The 25,546-nt window shown below is 71.5% G+C and carries 24 protein-coding genes and 1 tRNA gene; 3 read left to right on the top strand and 22 right to left on the bottom strand.

The genetic code is table 11. The features are described 5' to 3' along the window. Window positions 1–300: 300 nt before the first annotated feature. The 13 genes from K8F61_RS03020 to rplU all read right to left on the bottom strand — a co-directional run bounded on the left by K8F61_RS03020 (window position 301) and on the right by rplU (window position 9,606). Window positions 301–627 (bottom strand): hypothetical protein, encoded by a 327-nt coding sequence (locus tag K8F61_RS03020; protein WP_231820630.1) that lies wholly within the window; start codon window positions 625–627, stop codon window positions 301–303. Then, window positions 624–1,763, bottom strand: coding sequence for a class A beta-lactamase (bla, locus tag K8F61_RS03015; protein ID WP_231820629.1), 1,140 nt, complete (start codon window positions 1,761–1,763; stop codon window positions 624–626). The genes K8F61_RS03020 and bla overlap by 4 nt, the downstream gene beginning before the upstream one ends. Window positions 1,764–1,939: 176 nt before the next feature. Further along, window positions 1,940–2,015: transfer RNA gene (locus K8F61_RS03010), tRNA-Ala, on the bottom strand. A gap of 103 nt (window positions 2,016–2,118) precedes the next feature. Then, the gene (locus K8F61_RS03005) at window positions 2,119–2,808 is read right to left on the bottom strand and encodes an SDR family oxidoreductase (RefSeq protein WP_231820628.1); all 690 of its coding nucleotides are present in this window, start codon (window positions 2,806–2,808) and stop codon (window positions 2,119–2,121) included. Window positions 2,809–2,843: 35 nt separating this feature from the next. Continuing rightward, on the bottom strand, window positions 2,844–3,227 hold the full coding sequence (rsfS, locus tag K8F61_RS03000) for a ribosome silencing factor (protein WP_067242829.1): 384 nt from the start codon (window positions 3,225–3,227) through the stop codon (window positions 2,844–2,846). Then, window positions 3,227–4,339, bottom strand: coding sequence for a hypothetical protein (locus tag K8F61_RS02995; protein ID WP_231820627.1), 1,113 nt, complete (start codon window positions 4,337–4,339; stop codon window positions 3,227–3,229). Before K8F61_RS02995 ends, rsfS begins: the two co-directional genes overlap by 1 nt. Next, the gene (gene nadD / locus K8F61_RS02990) at window positions 4,336–4,935 is read right to left on the bottom strand and encodes a nicotinate-nucleotide adenylyltransferase (protein ID WP_067242805.1); all 600 of its coding nucleotides are present in this window, start codon (window positions 4,933–4,935) and stop codon (window positions 4,336–4,338) included. The genes K8F61_RS02995 and nadD overlap by 4 nt, the downstream gene beginning before the upstream one ends. 9 nt (window positions 4,936–4,944) lie before the next feature. Beyond that, entirely contained in the window at window positions 4,945–5,169 is a 225-nt protein-coding gene (locus K8F61_RS02985; RefSeq protein ID WP_067242806.1) for a hypothetical protein, read from the bottom strand. 48 nt (window positions 5,170–5,217) lie between these two features. After that, window positions 5,218–6,516 (bottom strand): glutamate-5-semialdehyde dehydrogenase, encoded by a 1,299-nt coding sequence (locus K8F61_RS02980; RefSeq protein WP_418888069.1) that lies wholly within the window; start codon window positions 6,514–6,516, stop codon window positions 5,218–5,220. 69 nt (window positions 6,517–6,585) lie between these two features. After that, on the bottom strand, window positions 6,586–7,380 hold the full coding sequence (gene proB / locus K8F61_RS02975; RefSeq protein WP_231820626.1) for a glutamate 5-kinase: 795 nt from the start codon (window positions 7,378–7,380) through the stop codon (window positions 6,586–6,588). Continuing rightward, complete coding sequence (gene obgE / locus K8F61_RS02970) at window positions 7,377–8,885, bottom strand: GTPase ObgE (RefSeq protein WP_067242810.1); 1,509 nt, start codon at window positions 8,883–8,885, stop codon at window positions 7,377–7,379. Before obgE ends, proB begins: the two co-directional genes overlap by 4 nt. Before the next feature lie 137 nt (window positions 8,886–9,022). Continuing rightward, window positions 9,023–9,277 (bottom strand): 50S ribosomal protein L27, encoded by a 255-nt coding sequence (gene rpmA, locus K8F61_RS02965; protein ID WP_067242812.1) that lies wholly within the window; start codon window positions 9,275–9,277, stop codon window positions 9,023–9,025. Window positions 9,278–9,297: 20 nt separating this feature from the next. Then, on the bottom strand, window positions 9,298–9,606 hold the full coding sequence (rplU, locus tag K8F61_RS02960) for a 50S ribosomal protein L21 (protein WP_169797632.1): 309 nt from the start codon (window positions 9,604–9,606) through the stop codon (window positions 9,298–9,300). Window positions 9,607–9,863: 257 nt separating this feature from the next. On the opposite strand from rplU, the gene K8F61_RS02955 reads away from it, so the two are divergent. Beyond that, window positions 9,864–10,133, top strand: coding sequence for a DUF4031 domain-containing protein (locus K8F61_RS02955; protein WP_067242816.1), 270 nt, complete (start codon window positions 9,864–9,866; stop codon window positions 10,131–10,133). Here the strand turns inward: K8F61_RS02955 and K8F61_RS02950 are convergent. Next, window positions 10,095–12,467 carry an Rne/Rng family ribonuclease gene (locus tag K8F61_RS02950; protein ID WP_418888084.1) on the bottom strand — a complete coding sequence of 791 codons (2,373 nt, stop codon included), beginning with the start codon at window positions 12,465–12,467 and terminating at the stop codon, window positions 10,095–10,097. The genes K8F61_RS02955 and K8F61_RS02950 overlap by 39 nt on opposite strands. A gap of 567 nt (window positions 12,468–13,034) precedes the next feature. Between K8F61_RS02950 and K8F61_RS02945 the strand changes: the two genes are divergently transcribed. Continuing rightward, window positions 13,035–13,652 (top strand): vitamin K epoxide reductase family protein, encoded by a 618-nt coding sequence (locus K8F61_RS02945; RefSeq protein WP_067244818.1) that lies wholly within the window; start codon window positions 13,035–13,037, stop codon window positions 13,650–13,652. A 70-nt stretch (window positions 13,653–13,722) separates the two neighbouring features. On the opposite strand, the gene ndk is transcribed toward K8F61_RS02945, so the two are convergent. From ndk to ileS, 4 genes are read right to left on the bottom strand one after another with little or no spacing between them, the layout of a single operon-like run. Beyond that, a complete protein-coding gene (ndk, locus tag K8F61_RS02940; protein ID WP_067244815.1) occupies window positions 13,723–14,139 on the bottom strand; it encodes a nucleoside-diphosphate kinase in 417 nt (138 codons plus the stop codon). Between the two features lies 1 nt (window position 14,140). Next, window positions 14,141–14,566: a DUF4233 domain-containing protein gene (locus tag K8F61_RS02935; protein WP_157517966.1), complete on the bottom strand. Its 426-nt coding sequence runs from the start codon at window positions 14,564–14,566 to the stop codon at window positions 14,141–14,143. After that, a complete protein-coding gene (locus K8F61_RS02930; protein WP_067244811.1) occupies window positions 14,563–15,918 on the bottom strand; it encodes a bifunctional folylpolyglutamate synthase/dihydrofolate synthase in 1,356 nt (451 codons plus the stop codon). The genes K8F61_RS02935 and K8F61_RS02930 overlap by 4 nt, the downstream gene beginning before the upstream one ends. Next, window positions 15,915–19,376, bottom strand: coding sequence for an isoleucine--tRNA ligase (ileS, locus tag K8F61_RS02925; RefSeq protein ID WP_231820625.1), 3,462 nt, complete (start codon window positions 19,374–19,376; stop codon window positions 15,915–15,917). The genes K8F61_RS02930 and ileS overlap by 4 nt, the downstream gene beginning before the upstream one ends. 292 nt (window positions 19,377–19,668) lie before the next feature. Here ileS and K8F61_RS02920 point away from each other — a divergent pair, with 292 nt between their 5' ends. After that, the gene (locus K8F61_RS02920; protein WP_231820624.1) at window positions 19,669–20,319 is read left to right on the top strand and encodes a pentapeptide repeat-containing protein; all 651 of its coding nucleotides are present in this window, start codon (window positions 19,669–19,671) and stop codon (window positions 20,317–20,319) included. Here the strand turns inward: K8F61_RS02920 and K8F61_RS02915 are convergent. Genes K8F61_RS02915 through K8F61_RS02900 form a run of 4 tightly spaced genes read right to left on the bottom strand, consistent with a single transcriptional unit; the run spans window position 20,309 to window position 25,338 of the window. Next, window positions 20,309–21,865 carry an ATP-binding cassette domain-containing protein gene (locus tag K8F61_RS02915; RefSeq protein ID WP_231820623.1) on the bottom strand — a complete coding sequence of 519 codons (1,557 nt, stop codon included), beginning with the start codon at window positions 21,863–21,865 and terminating at the stop codon, window positions 20,309–20,311. The two genes, K8F61_RS02920 and K8F61_RS02915, sit on opposite strands and share 11 nt — an antisense overlap. After that, a complete protein-coding gene (locus K8F61_RS02910) occupies window positions 21,862–22,674 on the bottom strand; it encodes an ABC transporter permease (RefSeq protein WP_231820622.1) in 813 nt (270 codons plus the stop codon). The genes K8F61_RS02915 and K8F61_RS02910 overlap by 4 nt, the downstream gene beginning before the upstream one ends. Further along, complete coding sequence (locus K8F61_RS02905) at window positions 22,671–23,672, bottom strand: ABC transporter permease (protein WP_231820621.1); 1,002 nt, start codon at window positions 23,670–23,672, stop codon at window positions 22,671–22,673. Before K8F61_RS02905 ends, K8F61_RS02910 begins: the two co-directional genes overlap by 4 nt. A 49-nt stretch (window positions 23,673–23,721) precedes the next feature. Next, window positions 23,722–25,338 (bottom strand): ABC transporter substrate-binding protein, encoded by a 1,617-nt coding sequence (locus K8F61_RS02900; protein ID WP_231820620.1) that lies wholly within the window; start codon window positions 25,336–25,338, stop codon window positions 23,722–23,724. Window positions 25,339–25,546: the final 208 nt, after the last annotated feature.

Genomic DNA, 25,546 nt, shown 5'->3' with positions numbered 1-25,546 from the left:
TGGGATCTCACGCGCTTGTGCGTCGAGATGGGGCAATCGCGACCGCCAGCTCCGCTCGGTTGCCCTCGCCGATTGATCCTCCGCACCACGCTGACAGCCAGCCGCAACCTCCCCGGAGATCGTGGCCAAGCTTGAGAGTCTCCGCCGCGCCCACAAAGGTCGTCGGCTCACGTCGCCTTCGAACTGCAGGTCGACCGCGTAACGATCAGCCGCCGCTCGTCATGGCCTCGTACAGCTGGACACGACATCCGCGGGGCCGAAGGCATCGACGACTGACGCGCGCCTTCGCCGGACGCCTCATCAGAACGCGCCGAGTCCCCGGCCGATGACCAGGAGAACGAACGGCACAAGGAGAAGGCCGGTGGCGGCACATACCCACGGCCAAGTCATCCGGCGATGACCCGCGACCCCCCACAACACCGTGTCGGCCAGCAGGATCACCGCCAGCCCCGCGCACACGCCCGCGAACAGCACGTCGGACTGAGGGTTCTGGCACGGTCCTATGACGCAGCCGGCCAACGCCATCGCGGCCAGGTAGATCAGCAACACGAACGGGCCGCCGAGGACGAGCCCTGCCGCGGTGGCGGCGAGCGCCGCGCCGCGAGCCGATCGATCCGGGTGTGTCATGACCGTGCACGCCACACGATCTCTGCGGCTCGCCGGACGATCCCGTCGTCGTTGGCAGCCTCAGGATCCTCGGAGCGCGTCATGATCACCATAGTCAGGACATCCTCGCCTTCCCACACCGTCCCCGCGTCGTTCACCACGCCGTACGCTCCCGCACCGGTCTTGTCCGCCACTTCCGCCGACGACGGGACGCCGCGTCGGAGGCGCGCGCCCGACGTGGTGTTCCGCAACATCCATTCGCGAAGACGCGCCGTCGCCCATTGGTTGAGGCTCCGCCCCTCCAGCGCGTCGCCGAAGAGCTTGAACAGATCCAAGGGCGTCGAAGAATCGCGATGATCTCCGGGGATCGCCTCGTTGAGCTCAGGCTCCCAGCGATCCAGACGGGTCTGCTCGGCCCCGCGGCGCTTCATCGCTGTGGTCAGACCCGCAGGCCCCCCGATGAGCCTCAGGAGCAGATTCCCGGCCGTGTTGTCGCTGTACCGAAGCGCCGCGTCCGCGAGATCTGTCACCGACAACGCCATCGACACATGCTCCCGCGTGATGGGCGAGTTCTCCACCAGATCCGCGGCGCCGACGGGGATCTGCTGCGCCCAGAACGTCTCGTCGTACGAGTGCGCACTGAGGAGCTCGGTCACCACGAGAGTCTTGAACAGCGAACACAAGGGAAACAGATCCTCGCCGCGATGGACGATCCGCGGCGCCCCACCGGCGCCGGCGGCGACTCCGATACGACGCCCCGTCGCCCGCTCCAATCGGCTCAGCGCCGCAGTGGCCGAACGCGTGGCGTTCGCGCCCGGTCCGTCGTCCGCCTTCCTCGCCTCGCAACCCCCCAGGACCAGGATGCCGGCGGTGAGCACACCGCCGGTGAGGAATCCGCGCCGACTGAGTGTCCCGTGCCTCTTCTCCACGCCCCGATCGTGCGACGGAACGCCGACAGCGACAATTCCATCGTTGAACGGATTGTGCCGAGCTGGATACGCGGGGCAGATCGCGTCCGCCATCTGGTGTGCCTGCGCGGCCAGTTCCTCAGGCGAGGCTCCAGAGATTCGAGGACGACGACGTCGATGGCTGGGGGCTCGACAATGCGGGCGACCTGGGCGCAGTGTTCGAGCGAGCGCTCTCTCTGCCACCAGCATCAGGCTCTCGTCAGTTGTCGGCGAGACGGTCGTGCTCACCGTTGGGGGCCCGGCCCGGGCCGGCGGGCGACTGCCTCACCCCAGGCCATCCAAACCATCCCGTCAGCCGATCTCAGCCCACACCACGAAAAAACCTCGCCCTGAGTCACACAGGGCGAGGTTCGAACGTTCTGATTTGGTGGACCTGAGGGGACTCGAACCCCTGACCCCCTGCATGCCATGCAGGTGCGCTACCAGCTGCGCCACAGGCCCAGATGCTGTTCGCGGCCTCCCGCGACAACTCCTTGAGCTTACTACACGCGCCGGACCTCGCGCGAATCCGGAAGCCGTTCCGCTCCTCCGGGAGTGTCGCCTCTTACGCACCGGGCCGGATCGTCAGGTCGGTCAGCTGTGCGTCCCGGGGAAGATCGAGAGCCGTGAGGATGCTCGTCGCGACGGACTCCGGGTCGATGAACCGCGTCGGGTCGTACGGCTGCCCCTCCTGCTGATGCACCCGTTCCTGCATCGGGGTCGCCGTCCGACCGGGATACACCGAGGTCACGCGCACGCCGTGCGCCTCCTCTTCCGAGCGGAGCGCATCGGCGAGGGCACGCAGGCCGTGCTTGGACGCCGCGTACGCACCCCATCCCGCGTGTGCGCGCAGGCCCGCGCCCGAGTTCACGAAGAGCACCTGACCCTTCGCCACGCGGATGAGCGGAAGCAGCAGACGGGTCAGCTCGGCCGGTCCGACCAGGTTCACAGCGAGCTGCTGCTCCCAGGACGACGCGGGCGTCTCCCCCACGGGCCCGAGATCGACGACGCCCGCGACGTGAACGAGCGCATCGATCCGCTCGGGCAGGCTCTGCTGGGACAGCGCCCAGGAGATCCGCCCCGGGTTCGCCAGGTCCGCCACCAGCGTGCGCACCCCGGGGAAGCGCTCCGTCAGGGTGCGCGAACGGCCGGCGTCCCGCGCCAGGAGGACGAGGTCGTCGCCGCGCTCATGGAGTCGTCGGGTGAGGGCTTCGCCGATGCCGGAACCGGCACCGGTGAGGAGGGTCAACGGCATACGTCCATCGTCGCACGCCGCGTCAGATCGACCGACTACTCCCCGACGGCCCGGCCGGGCTGGGCGGCTTCGATCGGGACGACCGGGCAGTCCTTCCACAGCCGCTCCAGACCGTAGTAGGTGCGCTCCTGCTCGTGGAACACGTGCACGATGAGGTCACCGAAGTCCAGCAGGACCCACCGCGCTTCGTCGCGACCCTCGCGCCGCACACGCTTGTGTCCCGCCTCGATGAGCCGGTCCTCGACCTCGTCCGCGATCGCGGCGACGTTGCGCTCGCTGTTCCCGGTCACGAGCAGGAAGATGTCGACGAGCGGCAGCGGCTCCGACACGTTGAGGGCGAGCAGGTCCTCCCCGCCCTTGGAGAGCGCGGCCTCGGCGGCGATCTGCAGCATCTCGGTCGCGGACGCCGCCGACTGCATCACGAGAAGACCCCCGTGGTGATCGCGACGATGAGCGCTCCCACGAGCGCCACGGCGAGAGCGCCCGCGGTGATGGTCAACGCGATCATCAGCTTGTTGCTCTTCTCCGGCTCCGGCGGGCGGATCACCTCGCCGGCGGGCTTGATCGTGCTGATCGCGGAGCTCGCCGCGATGGGCGTCGGCGACGACGCGGGCGGCAGCTCCCCGTCCACGAGGACGGCGTCCACCTCCTTCCCGTCGGCGGTGCCGCGCGCGTGCCCCTGCGAGCCCAGGCCCTCGGGCAGCTCATAGCTGCCCGTGACGAGGATCTCCCCCGTCGCCGCGACGGGACCGGAGAGGGAGCCGACGCCGGGCGCCTGCTGGAAGATCAGCGCGTTCGGCGCCGAGTGCTGGGAGCCGCCGTCCGAGGAGAGGAGCTCGTCGAAGGAGCGCTGGGGACCGGACCCGGCATCGTCGGTGGACAGCACGGCCTCGCCGAACCCCCGTCGGACGATCGGACGGTGCGGGCCCTCGTCGGTGTCGGCGCCCGTCTGCGGCGCATCCGAGGCGGGTGCGGACTCCTTCGACCCGGCAGGGGCGGAGTCACGCTCGGAAGTCGGGTTCTCGATCGGGGCAGGCGGCGTCGGGGTCGCTCGGGGAACCTCCGACACGATCGGCTCGTCCGTCGCGCGCGCCTTCTCCGCCCCGCCGCGCGCCTCCGCCCGAGTGCTGCGGTGCGGCTCCGGTGCGGTCGGCTCGGGCTTCTGGTCGCTCTTCTGCTCCGGCGCGGGCGGAGCCGGCTCCTCCTCGACCAGGGGGACCGAGGCGGTGCGGACGCGCTCCTGCTCCCGGATCTGACGCCGCGTCAACGGCGCCGCGCCCGAGCCCTCGGCCTGGTCGTGCTCCACCGCGGGCTCCGGCTTCGGCTCCTCCTGGACGGGAGCGGCCTCTTCGACGCCGGCGGCGTCCGTCGCGTCCGGCTGCGGCGTCGCCGGGGCCGACGTGGCCGCCTGTGCGTTCTTCGCGGCGTCCGCTTCCTCCGGGGTGATGACCGTCGTCGCGCCGGTGAGCCGTGCTTCCCGCATCTGCTTGCGGGTGAGGGGGGCACCCCCGCGCTGATCCGATGTGCTCATGCCTTGCTCCGATACAGATGATGCTTCGCGATGTACTGGACGACTCCGTCGGGAACGAGATACCAGACCGGATCGCCATCGCGCACCCGCGCCCGGCAGTCCGTGGACGAGATGGCCAGGGCGGGGACCTCGAGCTGACTGATGTCCTCGGTGGGAAGTCCGTCGGTGCTCAGGACGTGCCCTGGTCGGGAGACGGCGACGAAGTGGGCCAGATCCCACAACTCATCATGGTCCCTCCAGCTGAGAATCTGCGCCACGGCGTCTGCACCCGAGATGAAGAAGAACTCCGCATCCGGCCGCTCGCGTTTCAGGTCCCGGAGGGTGTCGATCGTGTACGTGGGCCCCTCGCGGTCGATGTCGACGCGGCTCACGGTGAAGCTCGGGTTCGATGCGGTCGCGATGACCGTCATCAGATACCGGTGCTCGCTGGCGGTGACGTTGCTCTTCTGCCAGGGCTGACCGGTGGGCACGAAGACCACCTCGTCCAGGCCGAACGAGTGCGCGACCTCGCTGGCTGCGACCAGGTGCCCGTGATGGATCGGGTCGAAGGTCCCGCCCATCACGCCGATGCGCGGCGCTCGCGAGGTCGTCGTCATCCCCGAGGCCTAGTGGCCGTGCCCCGTTCCGTGCCCGTCCTTGCCGTGCGCCGCGGCCCATGCCTCGGCCTTGGCGGAGTGCCGGTTGGCGACGTTGCGGTAGGACAGCGTGACCAGACCCAGCGCGGTGAACGTGACCGCCGCGATGATCCCGAAGATGACAGTGTCCAGCGCCACGTTGCCGTGGTGCTCCGCTTCAGCGGTGGCCATCGCGATCTGTGCGACGAGGTTCATCGATACTCCAAGGGGTGACCGGGCGGATTCCGCCCCTCAGTCTAGCCCTCAGCCGCGCGTCTGACCGGCTCCACGCGCCAACCACTTCGTGCTGGTCAGCTCGGAGAGCCCCATCGGGCCGCGGGTGTGCAGTTTCTGGGTCGAGATCCCCACCTCCGCACCGAAGCCGAACTCGCCCCCGTCCGTGAAGCGGGTGGACGCGTTGGCCATGACCACCGCCGAGTCGACCTCGGCCAGGAAGCGCTCGGCGTTTCGGGCGTCCGTCGTGATGATGGACTCCGTGTGACCGGTGCTGTAGGTGCGGATGTGGGCGAGCGCCTCGTCCAGGGAGTCCACGACGCGCATCGCCAGGTCCAGGCTCAGGTACTCCGTGGCCCAGTCCTCCTCCGTCGCCGGCACGATGTCCGCGCCCAACCGGACGACGTCGTCGTCGCCGTGCACCGTCACTCCGTGCTCGGCCAGGGCGCCGGTCACGAGCGGGACCAGGCGTTCCGCGGCCGGCCGCAGGACCAGCACCGTCTCTACGGCGTTGCACACGCTGGGGCGCTGCACCTTGGCGTTGACCACGATGTCCCGTGCCCAGTCCTCCGGGGCGGTCTCGTCGAGGACGATGTGCACGTTGCCCGCCCCCGTCTCGATCACCGGCACCGTCGACTCCGTCACGACCGTCTCGATCAGCGACGCGCTCCCCCGCGGGACGAGCACGTCGATGAGCCCTCGGCCGTGCATGAGCGCCCGCGCCCCGTCCCGCCCGAAGTCGTCGACGGTCTGGATCGCCTCGGGCGTGAGGCCGTTCCGGGAGACGGCCTCGCGCATGATCGACACCAGCGCGGTGTTCGACTCCCGCGCCGCACTGCCTCCGCGCAGCACCACGGCGTTGCCGGAGCGGAGGGCCAGGGCCGCGATATCGACGGTCACGTTGGGGCGAGCTTCATAGATAACCCCGACGACGCCGAACGGCACGCGGACCTGCTCCAGGGCGACGCCGTTCGGCATCCGGTGGCCTCCGACGACCTGACCGATCGGGTCCGGCAGCGCCGCCACCTCCCGCACGGCCGACGCCAGGGCGGCGATGCGCGTCTCGTCGAGGCGCAGGCGATCACGCAGCGCGTCGCTCAGCCCCTCGTCCCTGCCGCGCTCCAGATCCCGGTCGTTGGCGGCGATGATGCGCGCCGAGGCGCCCTCGATCCCATCGGCCACGGCGTGCAGGAGCCGTGCCTTCTCGTCACTCGTCAGCCGCGCGGTCGCGCGCGAGGCGTCCTTGGCCCGCCGCATCCGCTCCTGCGGGCCGTCGGCCGCCGAGACGGCGTCGTCAGGGACGGGGGCGATCACGGCTTCCACGCTCATGCGGTCAGTGTATCGACCCCGCAACGATGCGGATCCGCGCGTGACGCCCGCCGAGACGAGCGAGACGGCTCAGCGGGAGGCCGGAGCCGCGGGCTCGAACCAGGTGCCGATCTCGTCGCCGTCCAAGGCCCGCCCCACGAGGTCCGCGTTCGTGACGAGCACGCCGATCCCGGACGACGCGGCCAGGCGTGCAGCGGATGCCTTGGTCGCGGCGCCTCCGGTTCCCACGCCGTTGACCACGCTGGCGCCGAACTCCAGCCCCGACAGGTCCGCGCCCGCGGGCACGAAGGCGATCGGCTCCGCGGAGGGGTCCGACGGCGGCTTGGTGTACAGCGAGTCGACGTCGCTGAGAAGCACGAGCGCGTCGGCGCCGACGAGCTGCGCCACGAGCGCGCCCAGCCGGTCATTGTCGCCGAAGCGGATCTCCTGGGTGGCGACGGTGTCGTTCTCGTTGACGATCGGCAGCACGCGCAGCCCGAGGAGCCGTTCCATGGCCCGTCGCGCGTTCGAGCGCGACGTCGGGTTCTCCAGGTCGCCGGTGGTCAGCAGCACCTGTCCCGCGACGATCCCGTGCGGCTGGAGCGCCTGCTGGTACCGATAGACGAGGACGTTCTGTCCCACCGCGGCGGCGGCCTGCTGCGTGGCCAGATCCGTGGGACGGGCGTCCAGGCGCAGCAGCGGGATGCCGCTCGCGATCGCCCCGGAGGAGACGAGCACGACCTCGGTCCCGCGCGCGTGGGCCGCCGCCAGGGCTTCGACGATCACCGGGATCCGCCACGCCGACTCGCCGCTGATCGAGGAGGAGCCGACCTTCACGACGATCCGCTCGGCCGTCGCCAGCTCGGCGCGGGAGCGAGCGGTCATTCCTCGTCCTCCGCCGGGACCCCCTTGGTCGCACGGCGCTCGGCCTCCAGCTCCGCGCGCGCGGCGGCCTTGGCGTCCATCCGCTCGTGGTACTGCTCGCGACGCTGGCTGGTGGTGCGCCGGGTGTTGGGATCGAAGCGCGGGTCGAGGCCGCGCGGCGTGCCGATCAGCTCGGCCGCCGACGAGATGGACGGCTCCCAATCGAAGACGATGCTGTCGCCCGGCCCGATGACGACGGTCGAGCCCGCCGTTGCTCCCAGTCGGAACAGCTCGTCCTCCACTCCCAGCTTCTCCAGGCGATCGGCGAGGTAGCCGACGGCCTCCTCGTTCTGGAAGTCCGTCTGCTGGACCCAGCGCACAGGCTTCTCCCCCAGGATCCGGTAGACGTTGCCGTAGCTGCCGCCCTCGACACGGATCTCGAAGTCCCGCTCCGCCCCGCGCGGACGGATCACGACGCGCTCGGGAACGACCTCGACGGCCTGCTCGGCCCGGTGCCGGTCCACGATCTCCCCCAGAGCGAAGGAGAGAGGACGCAGTCCCTCGCGCGACACGGTGGAGATGTCGAAGACGCGGAATCCGCGGGCCTCGATGTCCGGACGCACCATCTCGGCGAGCTCACGCGCCTCGGGGACGTCGATCTTGTTCAGAGCGACGAGCTGCGGACGCTCCAGCAGCGGCACCTGGCCTTCGGGGACCTGGTACGCCGCCAGCTCGGCGAGGATCACGTCGAGGTCCGACAGCGGGTCTCGTCCCGGCTCCAGCGTCGCGCAGTCGATGACGTGCAGCAGCGCCGAGCAGCGCTCGACGTGGCGGAGGAACTCCAGCCCGAGCCCGCGGCCCTCGCTGGCCCCTTCGATCAGCCCGGGCACGTCGGCGATCGTGTAGCGCGAGTCGCCGGCCTGCACGACGCCGAGATTCGGGTGCAGGGTCGTGAACGGGTAGTCGGCGATCTTCGGCCGTGCCGCGGAGAGCGCGGCGATCAGGCTGGACTTGCCCGCCGACGGATACCCGACCAGCGCCACGTCGGCGACCGTCTTGAGCTCGAGGACCACATCCCCCTCGAACCCGGGGGTGCCCAGCAGCGCGAATCCGGGCGCCTTGCGCTTCGGGGTCGCGAGCGCGGCGTTGCCCAGGCCGCCCTGCCCGCCCCGGGCCACGACATATCGCTGCCCCGGCTGGACCAGGTCGACGAGCACCTCGCCGGACGGGCTCTTCACGACGGTGCCCACCGGAACCGGGAGCTCGAGGGTCTCGCCGGCGTAGCCGGAACGGTGATCGCCCATCCCGAAGCCGCCGTTGCCCGAGGAGCGGTGGGGCGAGTGGTGGTAGGAGAGCAGGGTTCCGGTCTGCGGGTCGGCCACGAGCACGATGTCGCCCCCGTCCCCGCCGTTGCCGCCGTCCGGGCCGCCCAGCGGCTTGAACTTCTCGCGGTGCACGGAGACGCAGCCGTTGCCGCCCTTGCCCGCACGCAGATGCAGCGTGACGGTGTCGACGAACGTGACCATGGCGGGATTCTCCTCGTGCTGTGCGCCGCTTCAGCGGGCGCGTTTCTCGGGCCGGACGGCGGTCGGCTCACCGGCGGATACGCGGACGGGGCGAGCCGAAGCCCGCCCCGTCCGGTTTCTCGCTGTCTGCGAGCGACTTACTCGCCGGCGACGATGTTGACGACCTTGCGGCCGCCCTTCGTGCCGAACTCGACCGCGCCGGCGGCGAGGGCGAACAGCGTGTCGTCGCCACCACGGCCGACGTTCACGCCGGGGTGGAAGTGCGTGCCGCGCTGACGGACGAGGATCTCGCCGGCGTTGACGGCCTGGCCGCCGAAGCGCTTCACGCCGAGTCGCTGTGCATTGGAGTCACGACCGTTGCGGGTCGAGCTCGCACCCTTCTTGTGTGCCATTTCTCAGCTCCTCTTGGTGCTTACTTGATGCCGGTGACCTTGACGCGCGTGAGCTCCTGACGGTGGCCCTGGCGCTTCTTGTAGCCGGTCTTGTTCTTGAACTTCTGGATGACGATCTTCGGGCCGCGGAGGTGGCTGACGACCTCGGCGGTGACCTTGACCTTCGCGAGCTTGTCGGCGTCGGTGGTGACCGTGTCGCCGTCGACGAAGAGAACAGCCGGCAGCTCGATCTTGTCGCCCTGGGCTGCCTGGACGCGGTCGAGCTGGACGATCGTGCCGACCTCGACCTTCTCCTGCCGACCACCGGCGCGCACTACTGCGTAAACCACTTCACACCTGTTTTTCATTGGGGAGCTCTGGGCTCCGTTACTCTCACGGGAAGACTGTGCTGTGCTTCGCGCCACGAGCAGAGGGACCGCAGTGGCGGGCGCGATGGGCAACCTCCGCACGCCCGAGTGGGACAGACGCGCGGTGCACCAAGGAGCTACTTTACCGGATCCGGGCGGCATCGCGCAAAGCAGGCGCCCCGTGTCGCGAGCCGTCGCGCCCGGGGTCCGCCCGCACGCGATCCGCCTAGGATCGGCGCATGGCGATCCTCATCGACGATCCGGTCTGGCCCGCGCACGGGCGACTGTGGGCTCACCTCGTGAGCGACGAGAGCGTCGAGGAGCTGCACGCGTTCGCATCGGCGCACGACCTGCCCCGGCGTGCGTTCGACCTCGACCACTACGACGTCCCGGAGGACGCGCTCCCCCGGCTCATCGCCGGCGGAGCGCGTCACGTCACGGGCAAGCAGCTCGTTCGGGCGCTGATCGCCTCAGGACTCCGCGTCCGCGCCCGGGACCGACGGGGCTGAGCCCTCGTCCGTCCCCGTCGGTGCGCCCGGGGTGTGCACCACGGCCGTGCCGGCGGACAGCGCCGCCGTCGTCACGCGACGACGCGCACGCCCCTGGCCCGGGGCCTTGGGCTCCGGGAGCGCATCGAGCACGGAGTCCAGCAGCTGCTCGGTCTCGGTGCGCGGCGCCTTGCTGCGCTCGGGGCGCTTCTTGCGCGCCTTCTTCGGGCGCTCCGCCTCGACGGGCACGACCGGGGCCGTGTCGGCGACGACCGGCGCCGCCCCGCCTGCGCGCGTCGAGGCGGCGATCTGCGCGAGCGCCGATTTCGCCCCCTCGGGGATCGCGTGGGTCCCGCCCTGCGGCGACGGCGCGGCGGCCGGAGCCGCGGAGGCGGAGCCGCCCCGCTGGCGACGGCCGGAGCCGTTGGACGACGCCGCGCGGTGCTTGACCACCGGGTCGTGGTGGACGATGATCCCGCGCCCGGCGCACACCTCGCACGGCTCGCTGAAGGTCTCGAGAAGGCCCAGCCCCAGCTTCTTGCGGGTCATCTGGACGAGGCCCAGCGAGGTCACCTCGGCGACCTGGTGCTTCGTGCGATCCCGGCTCAGGCACTCGACCAGGCGGCGCAGGACGAGGTCGCGGTTGGACTCCAGCACCATGTCGATGAAGTCGACGACGATGATGCCGCCGATGTCGCGCAGACGCAGCTGTCGCACGATCTCCTCGGCCGCCTCGAGGTTGTTCTTGGTGACGGTCTCCTCGAGGTTTCCGCCGGATCCGACGAACTTCCCGGTGTTGACGTCGACGACGGTCATGGCCTCGGTGCGGTCGATCACCAGCGAGCCGCCCGACGGCAGCCACACCTTGCGGTCCAGCGCCTTCTCGATCTGCTCCGTGATCCGATAGGCGTCGAACGGGTCGACCTCGTCCTCGTAGGTCTCGACGCGCTCCAGCAGGTCCGGCGCCACGCTCTCCAGGTAGGAACGGATCGTGCGCCCGGCGTCGGCGCCCTGAATCAGCATCTTCGTGAAGTCCTCGTTGAAGACGTCACGCACGATCTTGACCAGCAGGTCCGGCTCGGCGTGCAGCAGCGCGGGGGCCTGCTGCGTCTCCACCTGGCCGCGGATGTGCTCCCACTGGGCGGTGAGCCGCTGCACGTCGCGCGTGAGCTGGTCCTCGGTCGCGCCCTCCGCGGCCGTGCGCACGATGACGCCCGAGGACTCCGGCAGGACCTCCTTGAGGATGCGCTTCAGACGCGCCCGCTCCGTGTCCGGCAGCTTGCGCGAGATCCCGTTCATCGAGCCGTTCGGCACGTAGACGAGGTAGCGGCCGGGCAGCGAGATCTGACTGGTCAGCCGCGCGCCCTTGTGCCCGACCGGGTCCTTCGTGACCTGGACGAGCACCTTGTCGCCAGGCTTGAGGGCCAGCTCGATGCGGCGGGGCTGGTTGCCCGTCTCGACGCCGTCCCAGTCCACCTCGCCGGAGTACAGCACCGCGTTGCGGCCGCGGCCGATGTCGACGAACGCGGCCTCCATGCTCGGCAGCACGTTCTGGACGCGACCGAGGTACACGTTGCCGATGAGCGACGCGTCCTGGTTGCGGGCCACGTAGTGCTCGACGAGGACGTTGTCCTCGAGCACGGCGATCTGCGTGCGGCCGTTCTTCGAACGGACCACCATCTCGCGGTCCACGGCCTCGCGGCGCGCGAGGAACTCGGCCTCGGTGACGACCGGCCGACGACGTCCTGCGTCGCGACCGTCGCGGCGGCGCTGCTTCTTGGCCTCCAGTCGCGTCGAGCCCTTGATCCGCTGTGGCTCGGTGATGTACTCGACGACCCGCTGACGCTGACGCGGCTGGTCGCCGCCCTGCTCGTCGGTGTCGGAGCCCCCGCCACGACGGCGGCGCCCGCGACGCGACGACGACCCGCCGCCCTGCTCCTCGTCGGCGTCCCGGTCGCGCTCACGCCCGGGACGCGCCGGGAGCGGCACGATCTCGGGCGCGTAGAAGTGCAGCTGCGTGGACACGCGGGAGACGAACACCTCGGGAAGGAGACCGAGGCTCACGGCCGTCACCGGCCGCTCGGGCTCAGGCTCAGGCTCAGGCTCGGGCTGCTGCTCTCCCGCAGCGTCCTGCGGCGTGCCCGTGGCCTCCGCCGGATCGTTCTGGCCCTCGGCCGTCAGTGCACCGCCCGTCTGCGCCTCGGGCTCAGCGGACGGGTCCGCCTCGGCCGGCTGGCTCTCGGGCTCAGCGGACGGGTCCGCCTCGGCCGGCGTCGCCTCGGTTTCGACGGAGGTGTCCGCCTCCGCCTGCGTCGTCTCGACGGCGTCCTCCGTCGAGGCCGGCGCGTCGTCCACCGGCGCCTCCGCGGACCGGTCCGTGCCCGCGGCCGCCGCGAGGGGCTCGTCTCTCACGGCCTCGGCGCCGTCCTCCTCCTGCTGGCCGGCCTCCTGCTGGCCGGCCTCCTGCTCGCCGGCCTCCTGCTCGCCGGCCTCCTGCTCGCCGGCCTCCGAGGCCGGCTCAGCCCCGGGCACGGCGGGATCGTCGCCGCCGGAGTCCCGCTGCGCCCCCTCGGGGGTCAGCGGAAGCAGCGCATCCAGGTCGAGGGTAGGGGTGTTGTCATCATTCACTTCGCCCATTGCCGGCGTACTCCCTGCGCGTCGGCTCTGCCGCCGCGGAATCTCATGCAGCGCTCGCGAGCCCTGCGTACTGAACGGTCTGCGATCGGCGAGGACGCTCTGATCGCGATGGAGGCGTTCGCCTCCGAAGTCTGCGTGCGATGCCTCCCCCGGCACCGGCCGGGTCGAGCATCCCCCTCATTATCGCACCTCGGCGTGTTCTTCGCGGCACCGACGGAGCCGCGCCCCGGTTTCTCCCGGACGATCCCACCCTGGTCATAGCGACGCGCTGGCATAATCCGAGGCATGACAGCGCAGCGCACCCGCCCGGTCGGATACGCCATCTGGCTCATCGTCGCGAGCGTGGTGGGATGGTGGGCGGCGTTCCAGTTGACCCTCGACAAGATCATCCAGCTGGAGAACCCCGACGCCGTGCTGGGCTGCAACATCAGCGTGATGATCCAGTGCGGGAAGAACCTGGACTCGTGGCAGGGAGAGGTGTTCGGCTTCCCGAACCCGATCATCGGCCTCACGGGCTGGATGGCGCCGATGGTCGTCGGCGTGGCACTGCTCGCGGGTGCACGGTTCCCCCGCTGGTTCTGGGGGGCCTTCGGCGCGGGCGTCACCTTCGCGTTCGGCTTCGTGTGCTGGCTGATCGGGCAGAGCCTCTACGCGCCGAACCTCGGCGTCCTGTGCCCGTGGTGCATGCTGACCTGGGCCGTGACGATCCCCACCTTCTTCGCGACGGTCCTCCATCTGTTCCGCAACGGGACGTTCTCGTCCTCGCCGACGGTGAAGGCCCGGGCCGCGCGGCTGATGGCCTGGGTCCCGCTGGCCACGATCCTCGCGTACGCGGTCGTGATCCTGCTGGCGCAGCTGCGCGGCCTCGACCTCCTCGGCGAGGTGGCCGGCCTGCTCTTCTGACGGAGGCCTCCGACGGAAAGACCCCGCTCCCTGCGAACAGGGGCGGGGTCTTCGCCTGTCGTCGGAGTGCTCAGCCGAACCAGATGCCGAGCTCGCGGGCCGCCGACTCGGGGCTGTCCGAGCCGTGCACGAGGTTCTGCTGCACCGCCAGGCCCCAGTCCCGACCGAAGTCGCCACGGATGGTCCCGGGGGCCGCGGTCGTCGGGTCGGTGGTGCCGGCGAGCGAGCGGAAGCCCTCGATCACGCGGTTGCCCGCGAGTCGGATCGCCACGGACGGACCGGACATCATGAACTCGAGCAGCGGCTCGTAGAAGGGCTTGCCCGCGTGCTCGGCGTAGTGCGCCTCCAGCACCTCGCGGTCCGGCTCGACGAGGCGGATGTCGACCAGGGCGTACCCCTTGGCCTCGATGCGCGCCAGGATCGCACCGGTCAGGCCGCGGGCGACGCCGTCCGGCTTGACGAGGACGAGGGTCTCTTCCGTGGGCATGTCACTCACTCTCTGTCTGCGCACCCGGTCGGTGCGCGGGGTCAGGGGTCGGGCCGCCGGCGGCCCGGGCGGCGCGGTCCACGCGCCCACCCGCGATCATCGCATAGGCCCACATGCCGCCGAAGATCACCGCGATGACGAGCATCGCGGGGACCAGCAGAGCGGACGCCAGCACGACGACCTGCAGGATCCATCCCAGCACGATCCCCGAGCGCGAGCCCAGCAGACCCGCCGCGACGATCATCGCGACCGCGACCACGGCGCCGCCGACGATCGCCCACCAGGGCTCGATCGCGGGGGGCAGGGCGCGCAGACCGAAGACGGTCAGGCCGCCCAGCCCCACGACGATCGCCTCGAACCCCAGCACGATCGCGCCGAGCTTCTGCGCCAGACCGCGCGGCGCACGGGAACGGACGTTCCGCGTCATGCGCGCCACCCGCTCTTCCAGTCCTCATCCTCCGACAGGGTGATCGCCTCGCCGGCGAGGACGACGGAGCCCGCGATGATCACCGCGCGCCGATCCGAGGAGGATGCCCATTCACGGGCGGCGTCGGCGGCGTCGGCGAGCGACGGATGCACCGTGACGCGCGTCCCCGTGCGCTCGACGAGGTCGGCGATGCCATCCGCATCCGTGGCGCGCTCGGAGTCGGGAGCCGTGGCGAAGACCTGCGCGGCCAGGGGCGCGAGCACCTCGACGATGCCCGCGGCGTCCTTGTCGGCGAGGACCCCGAGCACCAGCCCCCATTCGTCGAAGTCGAAGCTCTCGCGCAGTGCCTGGGCGAGGGCCCGGGCGCCGTGCGGGTTGTGCGCCGCGTCCACGACAACCGTGGGCGACACCCCGAGCAGCTGCAGCCGCCCCGGCGAGCTCGCGCCCTGGAGCCCCTCGGCGAGGACCCCGCCGGTGATCGCGCGCTCCGCGCCTCCGATGAGGGACTCGACGGCGGCGATCGCGAGCGCCGCGTTGAACCCCTGGTGCGCGCCGTACAGCGGCAGGTACTCCTGCTCGTACTGGCCGGCGAGTCCGCGCACCGTGATCTGCTGACCGCCCACCGCGAGCCGCTGCTCCACGAGAGCGAACCCCTCGCCCTCGAAGGCGATCGGAGCGTCGTGCTCCGCGGCGACGCGCCGCAGCACCTCCTCGGCCTCCGGCGTCTGCCGCGCGGAGACCACGAAGGCACCGTCCTTGATGATCCCCGCCTTCACCTCGGCGATCGCCGCGATGGTGGCGCCGAGCCGGTCCGCATGATCGAGATCGATCGGCGCGAACACCGCCACGTCGCCGTCCGCGGTGTTGGTGGAGTCCCAGGACCCGCCCATCCCGACCTCCAGCACCAGCACGTCCACGGGGGCGTCCGAGGCCGCGACGAAGGCGAGCGCGGTGAGGAGCTCGAAGAAGGTCAGCGGCGCGTCACCGGCCGCCTCGAGCTCGGCGTCGACGATCGCGACGAACGGGTCGATCTCCTCCCATGCCTCCGCCACGGCGGCGTCGTCGATCGGCTGACCGTCGATCATGATCCGCTCGGTGAACCGCTCCAGATGGGGACTGGTGAACAGCCCCGTGCGCAGCCCGTGGGCGCGCAGGAGGCTCTCGATCATCCGTGCCGTGGAGGTCTTGCCGTTCGTCCCGGTGACGTGGACCACGCGGTACGTCTTCTGCGGGTCGTCCAGCAGCTCCAGCAGCCGCGCGGTCCGTTCCTTGCGCGGCTGCACCCACCGCTCGCCCGCGCGCGCGAGCAGCGCGCTGTAGACGGCGTCGGCTCGCTCTCTGTCGTCGGTCACCGCGACTCCTCCCCATCAGTCTCGAGGCCGCGGCCCGGTCCGACCCGGCCCACCGAGACGGTGAAGTCACCCGCGTTGGCGTACGTCCCCGCGGGGATCGTCGCCTCGTGCTCAGCCGGCACCGACACGTCTCCGTCCTCGACGAGCGCCTCCGCGCCGAACCGGACCGCGGAGGCGAGGGCCAGGGTCTCCCCCGCCACATCCGCCTGAGCGAACGCGGAGGCCACGGCGTCCGCATCGCGCCGGTCCGCGAACGTGAGCACGAGGGCGATGCGGTCGCTCACGTCGAACCCGGCGTTCTTCCGAGTGTCCTGCACGGCGCGGATGACGTCCCGGGCGAGCCCTTCCGCCTCCAGCTCGGGGGTCGTCGTGGTGTCCAGCAGCACGAATCCCCCGCTGGGCACCACGGCGAGCGCCTCGCCCTCGGGACGGCCCGAGGTCTCCAGCGCGAGCTCGTACTCCCCTTCCCGCAGCTCGATCCCGTCGGCGGTGACCACGCCGCCCTCCTCGGTCCAGAACCCGGCCTTCGCGGCCTGGATGACCTTCTGCACCTCTTTGCCGAGACGGGGCCCCAGTGCCCGCGCGTTGACGCTCAGCCGGTGGCTGATCCCGTACTCCGACGCGGTGGCGGGCGTCTGCGCCACGAGCTCGACCGACTTGACGTTGAGCTCTTCACGGAGGATGTCCTCGAACGGGGCGAGGGCCGCCGCGTGCGGCGAGACCACGGTGAAGCGCGCAAGCGGCAGGCGCACCCGCAGCTTCTCCTTCTTGCGCAGGGCGTTGCCGACGCTCGACAGCTCGCGGACGGCGTCCATCGCGTCCCGCACGTCGTCGGCGCGCGGGAACAGGTCCGCGTCCGGCCAGTCCGTCAGGTGGACGCTGCGACCGCCGGTGAGCCCCTGCCAGACGCGCTCGGTGACGAGCGGGGCGAGCGGGGCCGCGACGCGCGTGAGCGTCTCCAGGACGGTGTACAGGGTGTCGAACGCCTCGCGGCTGGACGGATCGTCGGTGACGCCGAGCCAGAAGCGATCGCGCGAGCGGCGGATGTACCAGTTCGTGAGCACCTCGGCGAAGTCCCGCAGACGACCGGCCGCGGTGGTCGAGTCCAGCCCCTCCAGGTCGGCGCGCACGCCCCGCACGAGGTCGCCGGTGCGCGCGAGGATGTAGCGGTCGAGGACGTCCGCGGAGTCTGTGCGCCAGGTCGCGGTGTAGCCCTGCGGCGTCTCGCCTCCCTTCGCTCGCTCGACGACCGGAAGAGCGGCGTTGGCGTAGGTGGCGAAGAAGTACCACGAGTTCCACAGCGGAAGCAGGAACTCGCGCACCCCCGCACGGATGCCCTCCTCGGTGACGGACAGGTTCCCGCCGCGCAGCACGGAGCTCGACATGAGGAACCACCGCATGGCGTCCGAGCCGTCGCGGTCGAACACCTCGGACACGTCGGGGTAGTTGCGCAGCGACTTGGACATCTTGTAGCCGTCGGAGCCGAGCACGATGCCGTGGCAGCTCACGCCGGTGAAGGCCGGCCGATCGAACAGCGCCGTCGACAGCACGTGCATGACGTAGAACCACCCGCGGGTCTGCCCGATGTACTCCACGATGAAGTCCGCGGGCGCGTGCGAGTCGAACCACTCCTGGTTCTCGAACGGGTAGTGCACCTGCGCATACGGCATGGATCCCGAGTCGAACCACACGTCGAAGACGTCCTCGATGCGGCGCATCGTGCTCTTGCCGGTCGGGTCGTCGGGGTTCGGCCGGGTGAGCTCGTCGATGTACGGGCGGTGCAGGTCGATCTCGCCCTCGGGGTTGCGCGGAAGCGCACCGAAGTCGCGCTCCAGCTCCGCCAGCGAGCCGTAGGCGTCGACGCGCGGGTACTCGGGGTCGTCGCTCTTCCAGATCGGGATGGGCGAGCCCCAGTAGCGGTTGCGGCTGATCGACCAGTCGCGTGCGCCCTCCAGCCACTTGCCGAACTGGCCGTGCTTGACGTTCTCGGGGACCCAGGTGATCTGCTCGTTGTTGGCGAGCAGGCGGTCCTTGATGTCGGTGACCCGGACGAACCAGCTCGACACCGCCTTGTAGATCAGGGGGTTCCGGCAGCGCCAGCAGTGCGGATAGGAGTGCTCGTAGCTCTGCAGGCGCAGCAGGCGCCCGGCGGAGCGGAGCAGCCGCACCAGCGGCGTGTTGGCGTCCATCCACAGCTCGCCCGCGACATCGGTCACGTGCGGGAGGAACCGCCCGCCGTCGTCGAGGGAGAGGATCGTCGGGATCCCCGCCGCCTCGGCGACGCGCTGGTCGTCCTCGCCGTACGCGGGGGCCTGGTGGACGATGCCGGTGCCGTCGCCGGTGGTGACGTAGTCGTCCACGAGGATGCGCCAGGCGTTCGCCGTCCCCCAGGTCTCCGTGTCGGCGTAGTAGTCGAACAGGCGGTCGTAGGCGACGTCCGCCAGCTCCGCACCGAGGTGCGTGGCCTCGACGGCCGCGAGCGCGTCCTCCGCCGACGCGTATCCGAGGTCCTTGGCGTAGCCGGCCAGGAGCTCCCGCGCGAGCAGGTAGCGGTGGGCGGCGGACTCCGCCGCCGCGTCCTGCGCATCGGCGGCGTGGGTGTCGGCGGCGCCGTCCGGGCCCGCGGGCAGGACCACGTACGCGATCTCAGGCCCCACGGCGAGCGCCAGGTTCGTGGGCAGCGTCCAGGGCGTCGTGGTCCAGGCGAGCGCGCGCACGCCGGTGAGGCCGAGGGCCTCCGCCTTGGCACCGGTGAGCGGGAACGTCACCGTCACGGACGGGTCCTGGCGCATCTTGTACACGTCGTCGTCCATGCGCAGCTCGTGCGCGGACAACGGCGTCTCGTCGCGCCAGCAGTACGGCAGCACGCGGTAGCCCTCGTAGGCGAGGCCCTTGTCGTAGAGCGTCTTGAACGCCCACAGGACGCTCTCCATGTAGCCCAGGTCGAGCGTCTTGTACCCGCGCTCGAAGTCGACCCACCGGGCCTGGCGGGTGACGTAGTCCTGCCACTCCCGCGTGTACGTGAGCACGGAGGCGCGGGCCTTGGCGTTGAAGACGCCGACGCCCATCTGCTCGATCTCGTCCTTCTCGGTGATGCCGAGCTGCTTCATCGCCTCGAGCTCGGCGGGCAGGCCGTGCGTGTCCCAGCCGAAGACGCGGTCGACCTTCTTGCCGAGCATGGTCTGGAACCGGGGGAAGAGGTCCTTGGCGTAGCCCGTGAGCAGGTGCCCGTAGTGCGGCAGGCCGTTGGCGAAGGGCGGGCCGTCGTAGAACACCCACTCCTCGGCGCCCTCCCGCTGCGAGATCGACGCACGGAAGGTGTCGTCGGACTTCCAGAACGCGAGCACGTCGCGCTCGATCTCCGGGAAGCGCGGGCTCGGAGTGACGGCGGCCGGACCGAAAGCGGATCCGGCGGGGGTCTCGGTCCCGGACGCGGCCGAGGTGCGGGGGTAGGTCATCGTCTCTCGCAGTGTCGTGGCGGTGGCTGCTTGCGAGGACGACTCCGGGACACCCGATCCGTGGAGCCGCGGTACCACCCCGCGTGATCCCGGCGAACGATGCGCCGGGACCCACTCTCACTGCGGCGATGACGGGCCTGCCCCGCCCGGTTCTACTGACCTCGATCGCGAGCTTCTCGAGGCGTTCTTCCGGGAGCTCCCCGGTGATGGCCGGATCACAGCTTTGCGCCCAGTGTACCCGCAGTACGAGCGGCGCGGAGCCGGTGTCGGTCGCCCCGCCTACGCTCACCCCATGGCCCGCACCCCCGCCTCCCCCGTCGCTCCCCGTGTCTCGCCGCCGGATCTGCCCTCCGCGCTCGCGCCGGCCGCCCCCGCTCGGCGTGCCGACCTGGTCGCCGCCCGGCTCGATCTGCGCGGGGAGGTCGACCTCGCCCATGCGACGCTCGAGCAGTGCGTGCTCTCGGCCGACGCCAACGCCGTGGACCTGACGGGCGCGACCCTCCTCGACGTCGACGTCTCGGACGCCCGGATCGCGTCGCTCGGGCTCCGCAACGCCACGGTTCGGCGGCTCCGCCTCACCCGGGGCCGGATCGGGACGCTCGACCTCAGCGGGGCGCACGTCTCCGAGCTCGAGCTGCGCGACCTGCGCATCGACTACCTCACGCTCGGCGGGGCGACGGCGCACGACGTGCTCGTCGTCGACACGTCGATCCGCACGCTCGACGTGCCCCAGGCCGAGCTCGCGCGCGTGCGCTTCGAGGGATGCCGCAGCGACGAGGTGGACACGCGCGGCCTCCGCGCCTCCGACGCGGATCTGCGTGGCCTCGACGCGCTCGCCTACACCGACACGAACAGCCTCCGCGGCATCACCTTTACGGCGTTCCAGGTGCAGCAGCTGGCTCCGGTGCTCGCGGCGGGCGCCGGCATCCTCGTCACGGACTGAGGTCCTTCCGCACCCCGTGCGCGGACGACGCGGCGAGCAGCTCGCGGGTGAACGGGTGCTGCGGCGCCGCGAAAACCTGTGCCACCGTGCCCTGCTCCACGATGCGTCCGCGCTGCATGACCGCGACGTCGTCGGCGACGGCCGCGACGACGTCGAGGTCGTGGGACACGAAGACCATGGTCAGCGCCCGTTCCCGCTGCAGCCGGCGCAGCAGCTCGAGCACCCTCTCGCGCACCGTCGGGTCCAGGGCCGACACCGGCTCGTCCAACACCAGGATCCGCGGGTCTGCAGCCAGGGCCCGGGCGATGGCGACGCGCTGGCGCTGGCCTCCCGACAGGGCGGAGGGACGCCGCCGGGCGAGATCCGGGCCCAGGCCCACCTCCGCGAGGAGCCGACGCGCCCGTCCCGCCCGGTGCGCACGCGGGACTCCCGCGGCCTCCAGCGCCTCGCGGATCGAGCGGCCGACGCTCCATCGGGGGTCGAGGGCGCCCCGCGGGTTCTGATGCACGAGCTGCGGCCGCCCGCCGCCGGAGACGGACTCGTCCGCGACCCGGATGAGCCCCGTGTCGGCGGACTCGGCGCCGACGATCATCCGGGCGAGCGTCGTCTTGCCCGATCCCGACTCCCCCACCAGCCCGAGGGTCCGACCGCGCACGACCCGAAGATGCACGTCGAGCACGGCGGGCACCCCTCCGTAGGACTTCGATGCACCCACCGCCGACACGACGACCTCGGCGTCGGCGCCGGACGGCACCGATGGGCGGGGCCGGTGCCGGCTCGCGGCGACGAGCGCGCGCGTCTGGTCGTGCTGGGGGTCCCGCATCACAGCGGCGACCTCGCCCCGCTCGATCACCCGCCCTCCGCTGAGCACCAGCACGCGGTCGGCGACCCGCTCCACGGCAGCGAAGTCGTGGCTGATGAACACGATGGCTCGCCCGGAGTCCGCGAGGTGCCGCAGAAGCCCCAGGACGCGCGCCTGGACTGTCGCGTCCAGGGCGGTCGTCGGCTCGTCGGCGACGAGCACGCGGGGGTCTGCGGCGAGCGCGGAGGCGATGAGGGCGCGCTGTCGCAGCCCTCCGGAGAGCTCGTGCGGTCGCTGGCGGGCACGGCGCGCGGGATCGGGCACGGCGACGTCGGCGAGCAGGTCGACGGCGCGGGCGCTTCGGCCCGCCCGGGAGAGCCGGGTGTGGATCGCCAGGGGCTCGGCGACCTCGGCGCCGACGGTGCGCAGCGGATCCAGCGAGACGAGCGCGTCCTGCGAGACCAGCGCGATGGTATCGCCGCGGAACCGACGCCAGGACCGCTCGGAGGCGCCTCGGGCGTCCCGGCCCGCGATCCGCAGCTCGTCGCACTCGACCCGGGCGCCTGACGGGGTCAGCCCGAGCAGCGCGGCGGCGGTCAGCGACTTTCCTGCGCCGGACTCCCCGACGATCGCCACGCACTCACCGGGCGCGACGTCGAAGGACACTCCGTCCACGAGCCGTGCGCCGCCCAGGCGCACCGAGAGGTTCCGCACGCGCAGAGCGGGCTCCTGGGCACCGGTCATGCCGTCCTCCCCTCTGCTCTGGCCCGAAGGAGTCTGCCGACGACCGTCGCAGCGACGACGGTCAGCGTGATGGCCGCGCCGGGGAAGACGGAGATCCACCAGGCCTGTCCGAGGACGTTGCGGCCGCCGGCGAGCATCAGCCCCCATTCCGGCTGCGGCTCCGCGGGACCGAGCCCGAGAAAGCTCAGCCCGGCCGCGGCGAGGATGCTCGACCCGATCCCGATGGTCGCGAGGACGCTCAGGGCGCCGAGGACGCCGGGGACCACGTGGCGGGCGAAGGTGCGCACGGGACCGATCCCGAGGATCCGTGCGGCCTCGACGTGCTCCGCGGCCGCGAGGGCGCGGGTCTGCACGCGCCCCAGCCGCACGTACACCGGGACGGCGGCGAGGGTCACCGCGACCGCGACGTTCGCCGCTCCCGGACCGAGGACCGCGACGACGACGAGTGCGACGAGGAACTCCGGGAAGGCGAGGAGCACGTCCGTCACCCGCATCGCCGCGGCGTCGACGAGTCTCGGCGCGACGCCCGACAGCACTCCGACGACCAATCCGACCGCGAGGGCCGCCGCAGTGGCGAGAAGGCCGATGCCGACCGAGCGTGCCGCGCCGTGGACGACCCGGGAGAACACGTCCCGGCCGCTCTGGTCGGTGCCGAACGGGTGGGCCGGCCCGGGCGGCTGAAGCGCCGAGCGGACGTCTGTCTGCAGCGGGTCGTGCGCGGTCAGCAGCTGCGGGGCGAGAGCGGCCACGGCCACCACGGCGAGGACCGCGAGAGCCGCGACGAGCAGGATGCGCCGCCCGAGGCTCATGACGCTCCTCCCGTCGCGTGCCCGGCTCCGCGGCCCGGATCCACGCGCCGGGACCTCGTCGGCGATGCCGGCCCCGGTGATCTCAGCCTCGGGTCGATCACGGGCTGGAGGAGGTCCACGAGCAGGTTCACGACCACGAACACGGCGGCGCTCAACAGGATGACGCCCCCGATCACCGGCAGGTCCCGGTTGGTGATGGCGGACAGGGTGACCCGTCCCAGACCGGGTCGGGCGAAGACGGTCTCGACGAGCACCGCGCCGCCCAGGAGGGAGCCGACGAGGTACGCGGCGAGCGTGACCGCGCCGGCGGCGCCGTGCCGGAGGGTATGGTGCGCGGCCAGACGCACCGGCCCGGCTCCCCGCGCCCGCACCGTCAGGGCGAACGGCTGGCGCTCCGCGGCCTCCACCCCGTCGCGCAGCACCTGCCCGAGCAGGGCGGCCACCGGCAGCGCGAGCGTCAGGGCGGGGAGGACGAGGGTCGCGGGGTTGCGCGCGCCCGAGACCGGGAACCATCCGAGCCCGAAGGCGAAGACGCTGAGCAGGAGGAGCCCGATCCAGAACACCGGGGAGGAGAGGACGACGAGCTCGACGGCGGCCGTGATCCCGCGGGCCGCCGAGCCGCGGACGAGGAGCGCGACGGACACGGCGAGCACGACCGCGATGAGCAGAGCCAGTGCCGTGAGCTGGACGGTCGCGCCGAGCTGCCGACCGATCACCTCGGCGACCGGCATCCGGAGCTGGTAGGACTCGCCCAGGTCGCCGCGCAGCAGCTGGCCGAGGTAGGCGACGTACTGCTCCAGCGGCGGGCGGTCCAGACCGAGCTCCGCGCGGATCCGCTCCTTCACCGCCTCGCCCACCTGCGCCTGGGGGCCGAGCATGACCTCGACGGGGTCGCCGGGGATGACCCGGAACGCGAGGAAGGCGAGGGTCGCCGCGGCCCACAGCACGAAGACGACGGAGCCGATCGCCTCGGCGACCCGGATCAGGCGTCGTCGCACGGCGCCGCGCGCCTTCCGCCCCCGAGCACGCATCCCGCCTCGGCGCGGGTCAGTCGGCCACACGGACGCCGAAGAAGAGCGGGCGTCCGTAGAGGTCGTAGCCCAGCCCCTGGACGCGCTCCCCCACCGCCGTCACGCTGGACGGGACGTAGAGCGGCACGATCGCCACGTGGTCCGCGTTCCACTCCTGAAGACCCCGGTAGATCTCGGCCCGGGCCGAGGCGTCCGTCGTGGCGACGGCCGCCTCGAGCTGGGCGTCGATCTGCGGGTCCGAGACCTGGGACGCGTTCTGGAACCCCTCGCTGTGCAGGTGGCTCCGGAGCAGATCGGCGTCGACCCCGGAGAAGCTCCAGTCCGTGAGGTCGAACGTCTTCGGCCCGTACTGCTCGTTGTAGGCGCCGGGCTCCAGCTTCTCGAGCTGGATCTCGAAGCCCACCTCGGCGAGATCGGACTGGATGGCGTTGGCCAGCGCCGCCCGGTCGTCGGGCACCGGCGTCCACGCGATCCACCGGGCGGAGAGGCGGGCGCCGTCCTTCATCCGGATGCCGTCGGCGTCGCGCTGGGTCCAGCCCGCCTCGTCCAGCAGGCGGTTCGCCAGCTCGCGATCCATCGGCCAGGTTCCCTCGAGGTCAGCGTCGTAGCCGGGCGTCGTCGGACCGAGGATGCTCCAGGCCCGCGGGTACTCGCCGAAGAAGATCTTCTCGACGGACGCGTCGATGTCGATGGCCCGCGAGAAGGCCTGACGGACCCGCTGGTCCGCGAACACGCCGTGCTTCTCGTTCAGGTAGAGCGAGTAGGGCAGGCCCGGCTCCTCCTGCGCCTCGACGGTCACGCCGCCGCCGACCTCGGACACGAGGTTCGGCGGGATCTGGCTCACGAGATCGGCCTCACCGGACGACACCACCCCGACGCGCACGGACGGCTCGGGGAGGATCTGCACGCGCAGCGTCTCGAACCCGGGGGCCTCGGCGCCCTCCGGCGCCCAGGCGTAGTCGGCGTTGCGCGTGTAGACGATCTCCTGGTCCGGCGTGTAGTCGGTGAGCTCGAACGGTCCCGTGCCCACCGTGATCCCCGGGCCCCCGGCCTTCAGGTCGTCGGCGGAGGAGGCCAGGACCTTGGGCGAGTAGAACCCGAGCTGAGCGGTGCTGGCCGCCTGGAGGAACGGGGCGTACGGCTGCGAGAACCGCACCGTCACGGTGTGCGCGTCGACCACGTCGGTGCCCGCGTAGAACTCCCCGCCGAGCATGTTCGCGGCCTGCGCGGACTCCGTGGCGGGGTCGGCGATGCGGTCGAAGTTCGCCTTGACGGCTTCGGCGTCGAACGGCTCGCCGTCGTGGAACACGACGTCGTCACGCAGCCGGAACGTGTACTCGGTGCTGTCGTCCGAGACCGTCCACTCGGTCGCGAGCCACGGCACGAACGAGCCGTCGGGCTTCTGGAACACGAGCGAGTCGAGCACCGCGCGCTGCACCATGGCCGAGATGTCCAGCTGGCTCGTCTGCGGATCCATGTGCCCGGAGGACAGCAGACTGCCGTCCACGCCCCAGACGACCTCGCCGGCGCCGTCGCCGGCGTCGGACGGAGCGGCGCAGGAGCTGAGCGCGAGGGCGGCGGCCGCGGACACGGCCAGGAGGGGCAGGAGGCGACGCCGGAGCGAGATGCGCATGAAGAGTCCTCGGGAAGAGCGGACGGAACCGTCCGATGACGGGTCCTCCCAGTCTAGGGGCGCATTGTTGGACCGGATCGATCTATGCCGCGCACCCTTCGGCACCCGGCTGTCGCCCGGCGTCGCGCGCCCGGTCGCCGGCCCGCGGCTAGACTGGGCGCAATCCACACTCAGGCACGCTCACACGGTGCCGCATACATCGCTCGAG

Origin of the sequence: Microbacterium resistens (assembly GCF_021172025.1) — a bacterium.
GTDB lineage: Bacteria > Actinomycetota > Actinomycetes > Actinomycetales > Microbacteriaceae > Microbacterium > Microbacterium resistens.
This window is presented reverse-complemented; position numbering and strand designations above follow the sequence as displayed.

Bases quoted from the DNA above. Each gene is read 5' to 3' on its own strand.
- K8F61_RS03020 (WP_231820630.1), bottom strand. From the start codon at position 627: ATGACACACCCGGATCGATCGGCTCGCGGCGCGGCGCTCGCCGCCACC.
- bla (WP_231820629.1), bottom strand. From the start codon at position 1,763: ATGCTGGTGGCAGAGAGAGCGCTCGCTCGAACACTGCGCCCAGGTCGC.
- K8F61_RS03005 (WP_231820628.1), bottom strand. From the start codon at position 2,808: ATGCCGTTGACCCTCCTCACCGGTGCCGGTTCCGGCATCGGCGAAGCC.
- rsfS (WP_067242829.1), bottom strand. From the start codon at position 3,227: ATGCAGTCGGCGGCGTCCGCGACCGAGATGCTGCAGATCGCCGCCGAG.
- K8F61_RS02995 (WP_231820627.1), bottom strand. From the start codon at position 4,339: ATGAGCACATCGGATCAGCGCGGGGGTGCCCCCCTCACCCGCAAGCAG.
- nadD (WP_067242805.1), bottom strand. From the start codon at position 4,935: ATGACGACGACCTCGCGAGCGCCGCGCATCGGCGTGATGGGCGGGACC.
- K8F61_RS02985 (WP_067242806.1), bottom strand. From the start codon at position 5,169: ATGAACCTCGTCGCACAGATCGCGATGGCCACCGCTGAAGCGGAGCAC.
- K8F61_RS02980 (WP_418888069.1), bottom strand. From the start codon at position 6,516: ATGAGCGTGGAAGCCGTGATCGCCCCCGTCCCTGACGACGCCGTCTCG.
- proB (WP_231820626.1), bottom strand. From the start codon at position 7,380: ATGACCGCTCGCTCCCGCGCCGAGCTGGCGACGGCCGAGCGGATCGTC.
- obgE (WP_067242810.1), bottom strand. From the start codon at position 8,885: ATGGTCACGTTCGTCGACACCGTCACGCTGCATCTGCGTGCGGGCAAG.
- rpmA (WP_067242812.1), bottom strand. From the start codon at position 9,277: ATGGCACACAAGAAGGGTGCGAGCTCGACCCGCAACGGTCGTGACTCC.
- K8F61_RS02955 (WP_067242816.1), top strand. From the start codon at position 9,864: ATGGCGATCCTCATCGACGATCCGGTCTGGCCCGCGCACGGGCGACTG.
- K8F61_RS02945 (WP_067244818.1), top strand. From the start codon at position 13,035: ATGACAGCGCAGCGCACCCGCCCGGTCGGATACGCCATCTGGCTCATC.
- ndk (WP_067244815.1), bottom strand. From the start codon at position 14,139: ATGCCCACGGAAGAGACCCTCGTCCTCGTCAAGCCGGACGGCGTCGCC.
- K8F61_RS02935 (WP_157517966.1), bottom strand. From the start codon at position 14,566: ATGACGCGGAACGTCCGTTCCCGTGCGCCGCGCGGTCTGGCGCAGAAG.
- ileS (WP_231820625.1), bottom strand. From the start codon at position 19,376: ATGACCTACCCCCGCACCTCGGCCGCGTCCGGGACCGAGACCCCCGCC.
- K8F61_RS02920 (WP_231820624.1), top strand. From the start codon at position 19,669: ATGGCCCGCACCCCCGCCTCCCCCGTCGCTCCCCGTGTCTCGCCGCCG.
- K8F61_RS02915 (WP_231820623.1), bottom strand. From the start codon at position 21,865: ATGACCGGTGCCCAGGAGCCCGCTCTGCGCGTGCGGAACCTCTCGGTG.
- K8F61_RS02910 (WP_231820622.1), bottom strand. From the start codon at position 22,674: ATGAGCCTCGGGCGGCGCATCCTGCTCGTCGCGGCTCTCGCGGTCCTC.
- K8F61_RS02900 (WP_231820620.1), bottom strand. From the start codon at position 25,338: ATGCGCATCTCGCTCCGGCGTCGCCTCCTGCCCCTCCTGGCCGTGTCC.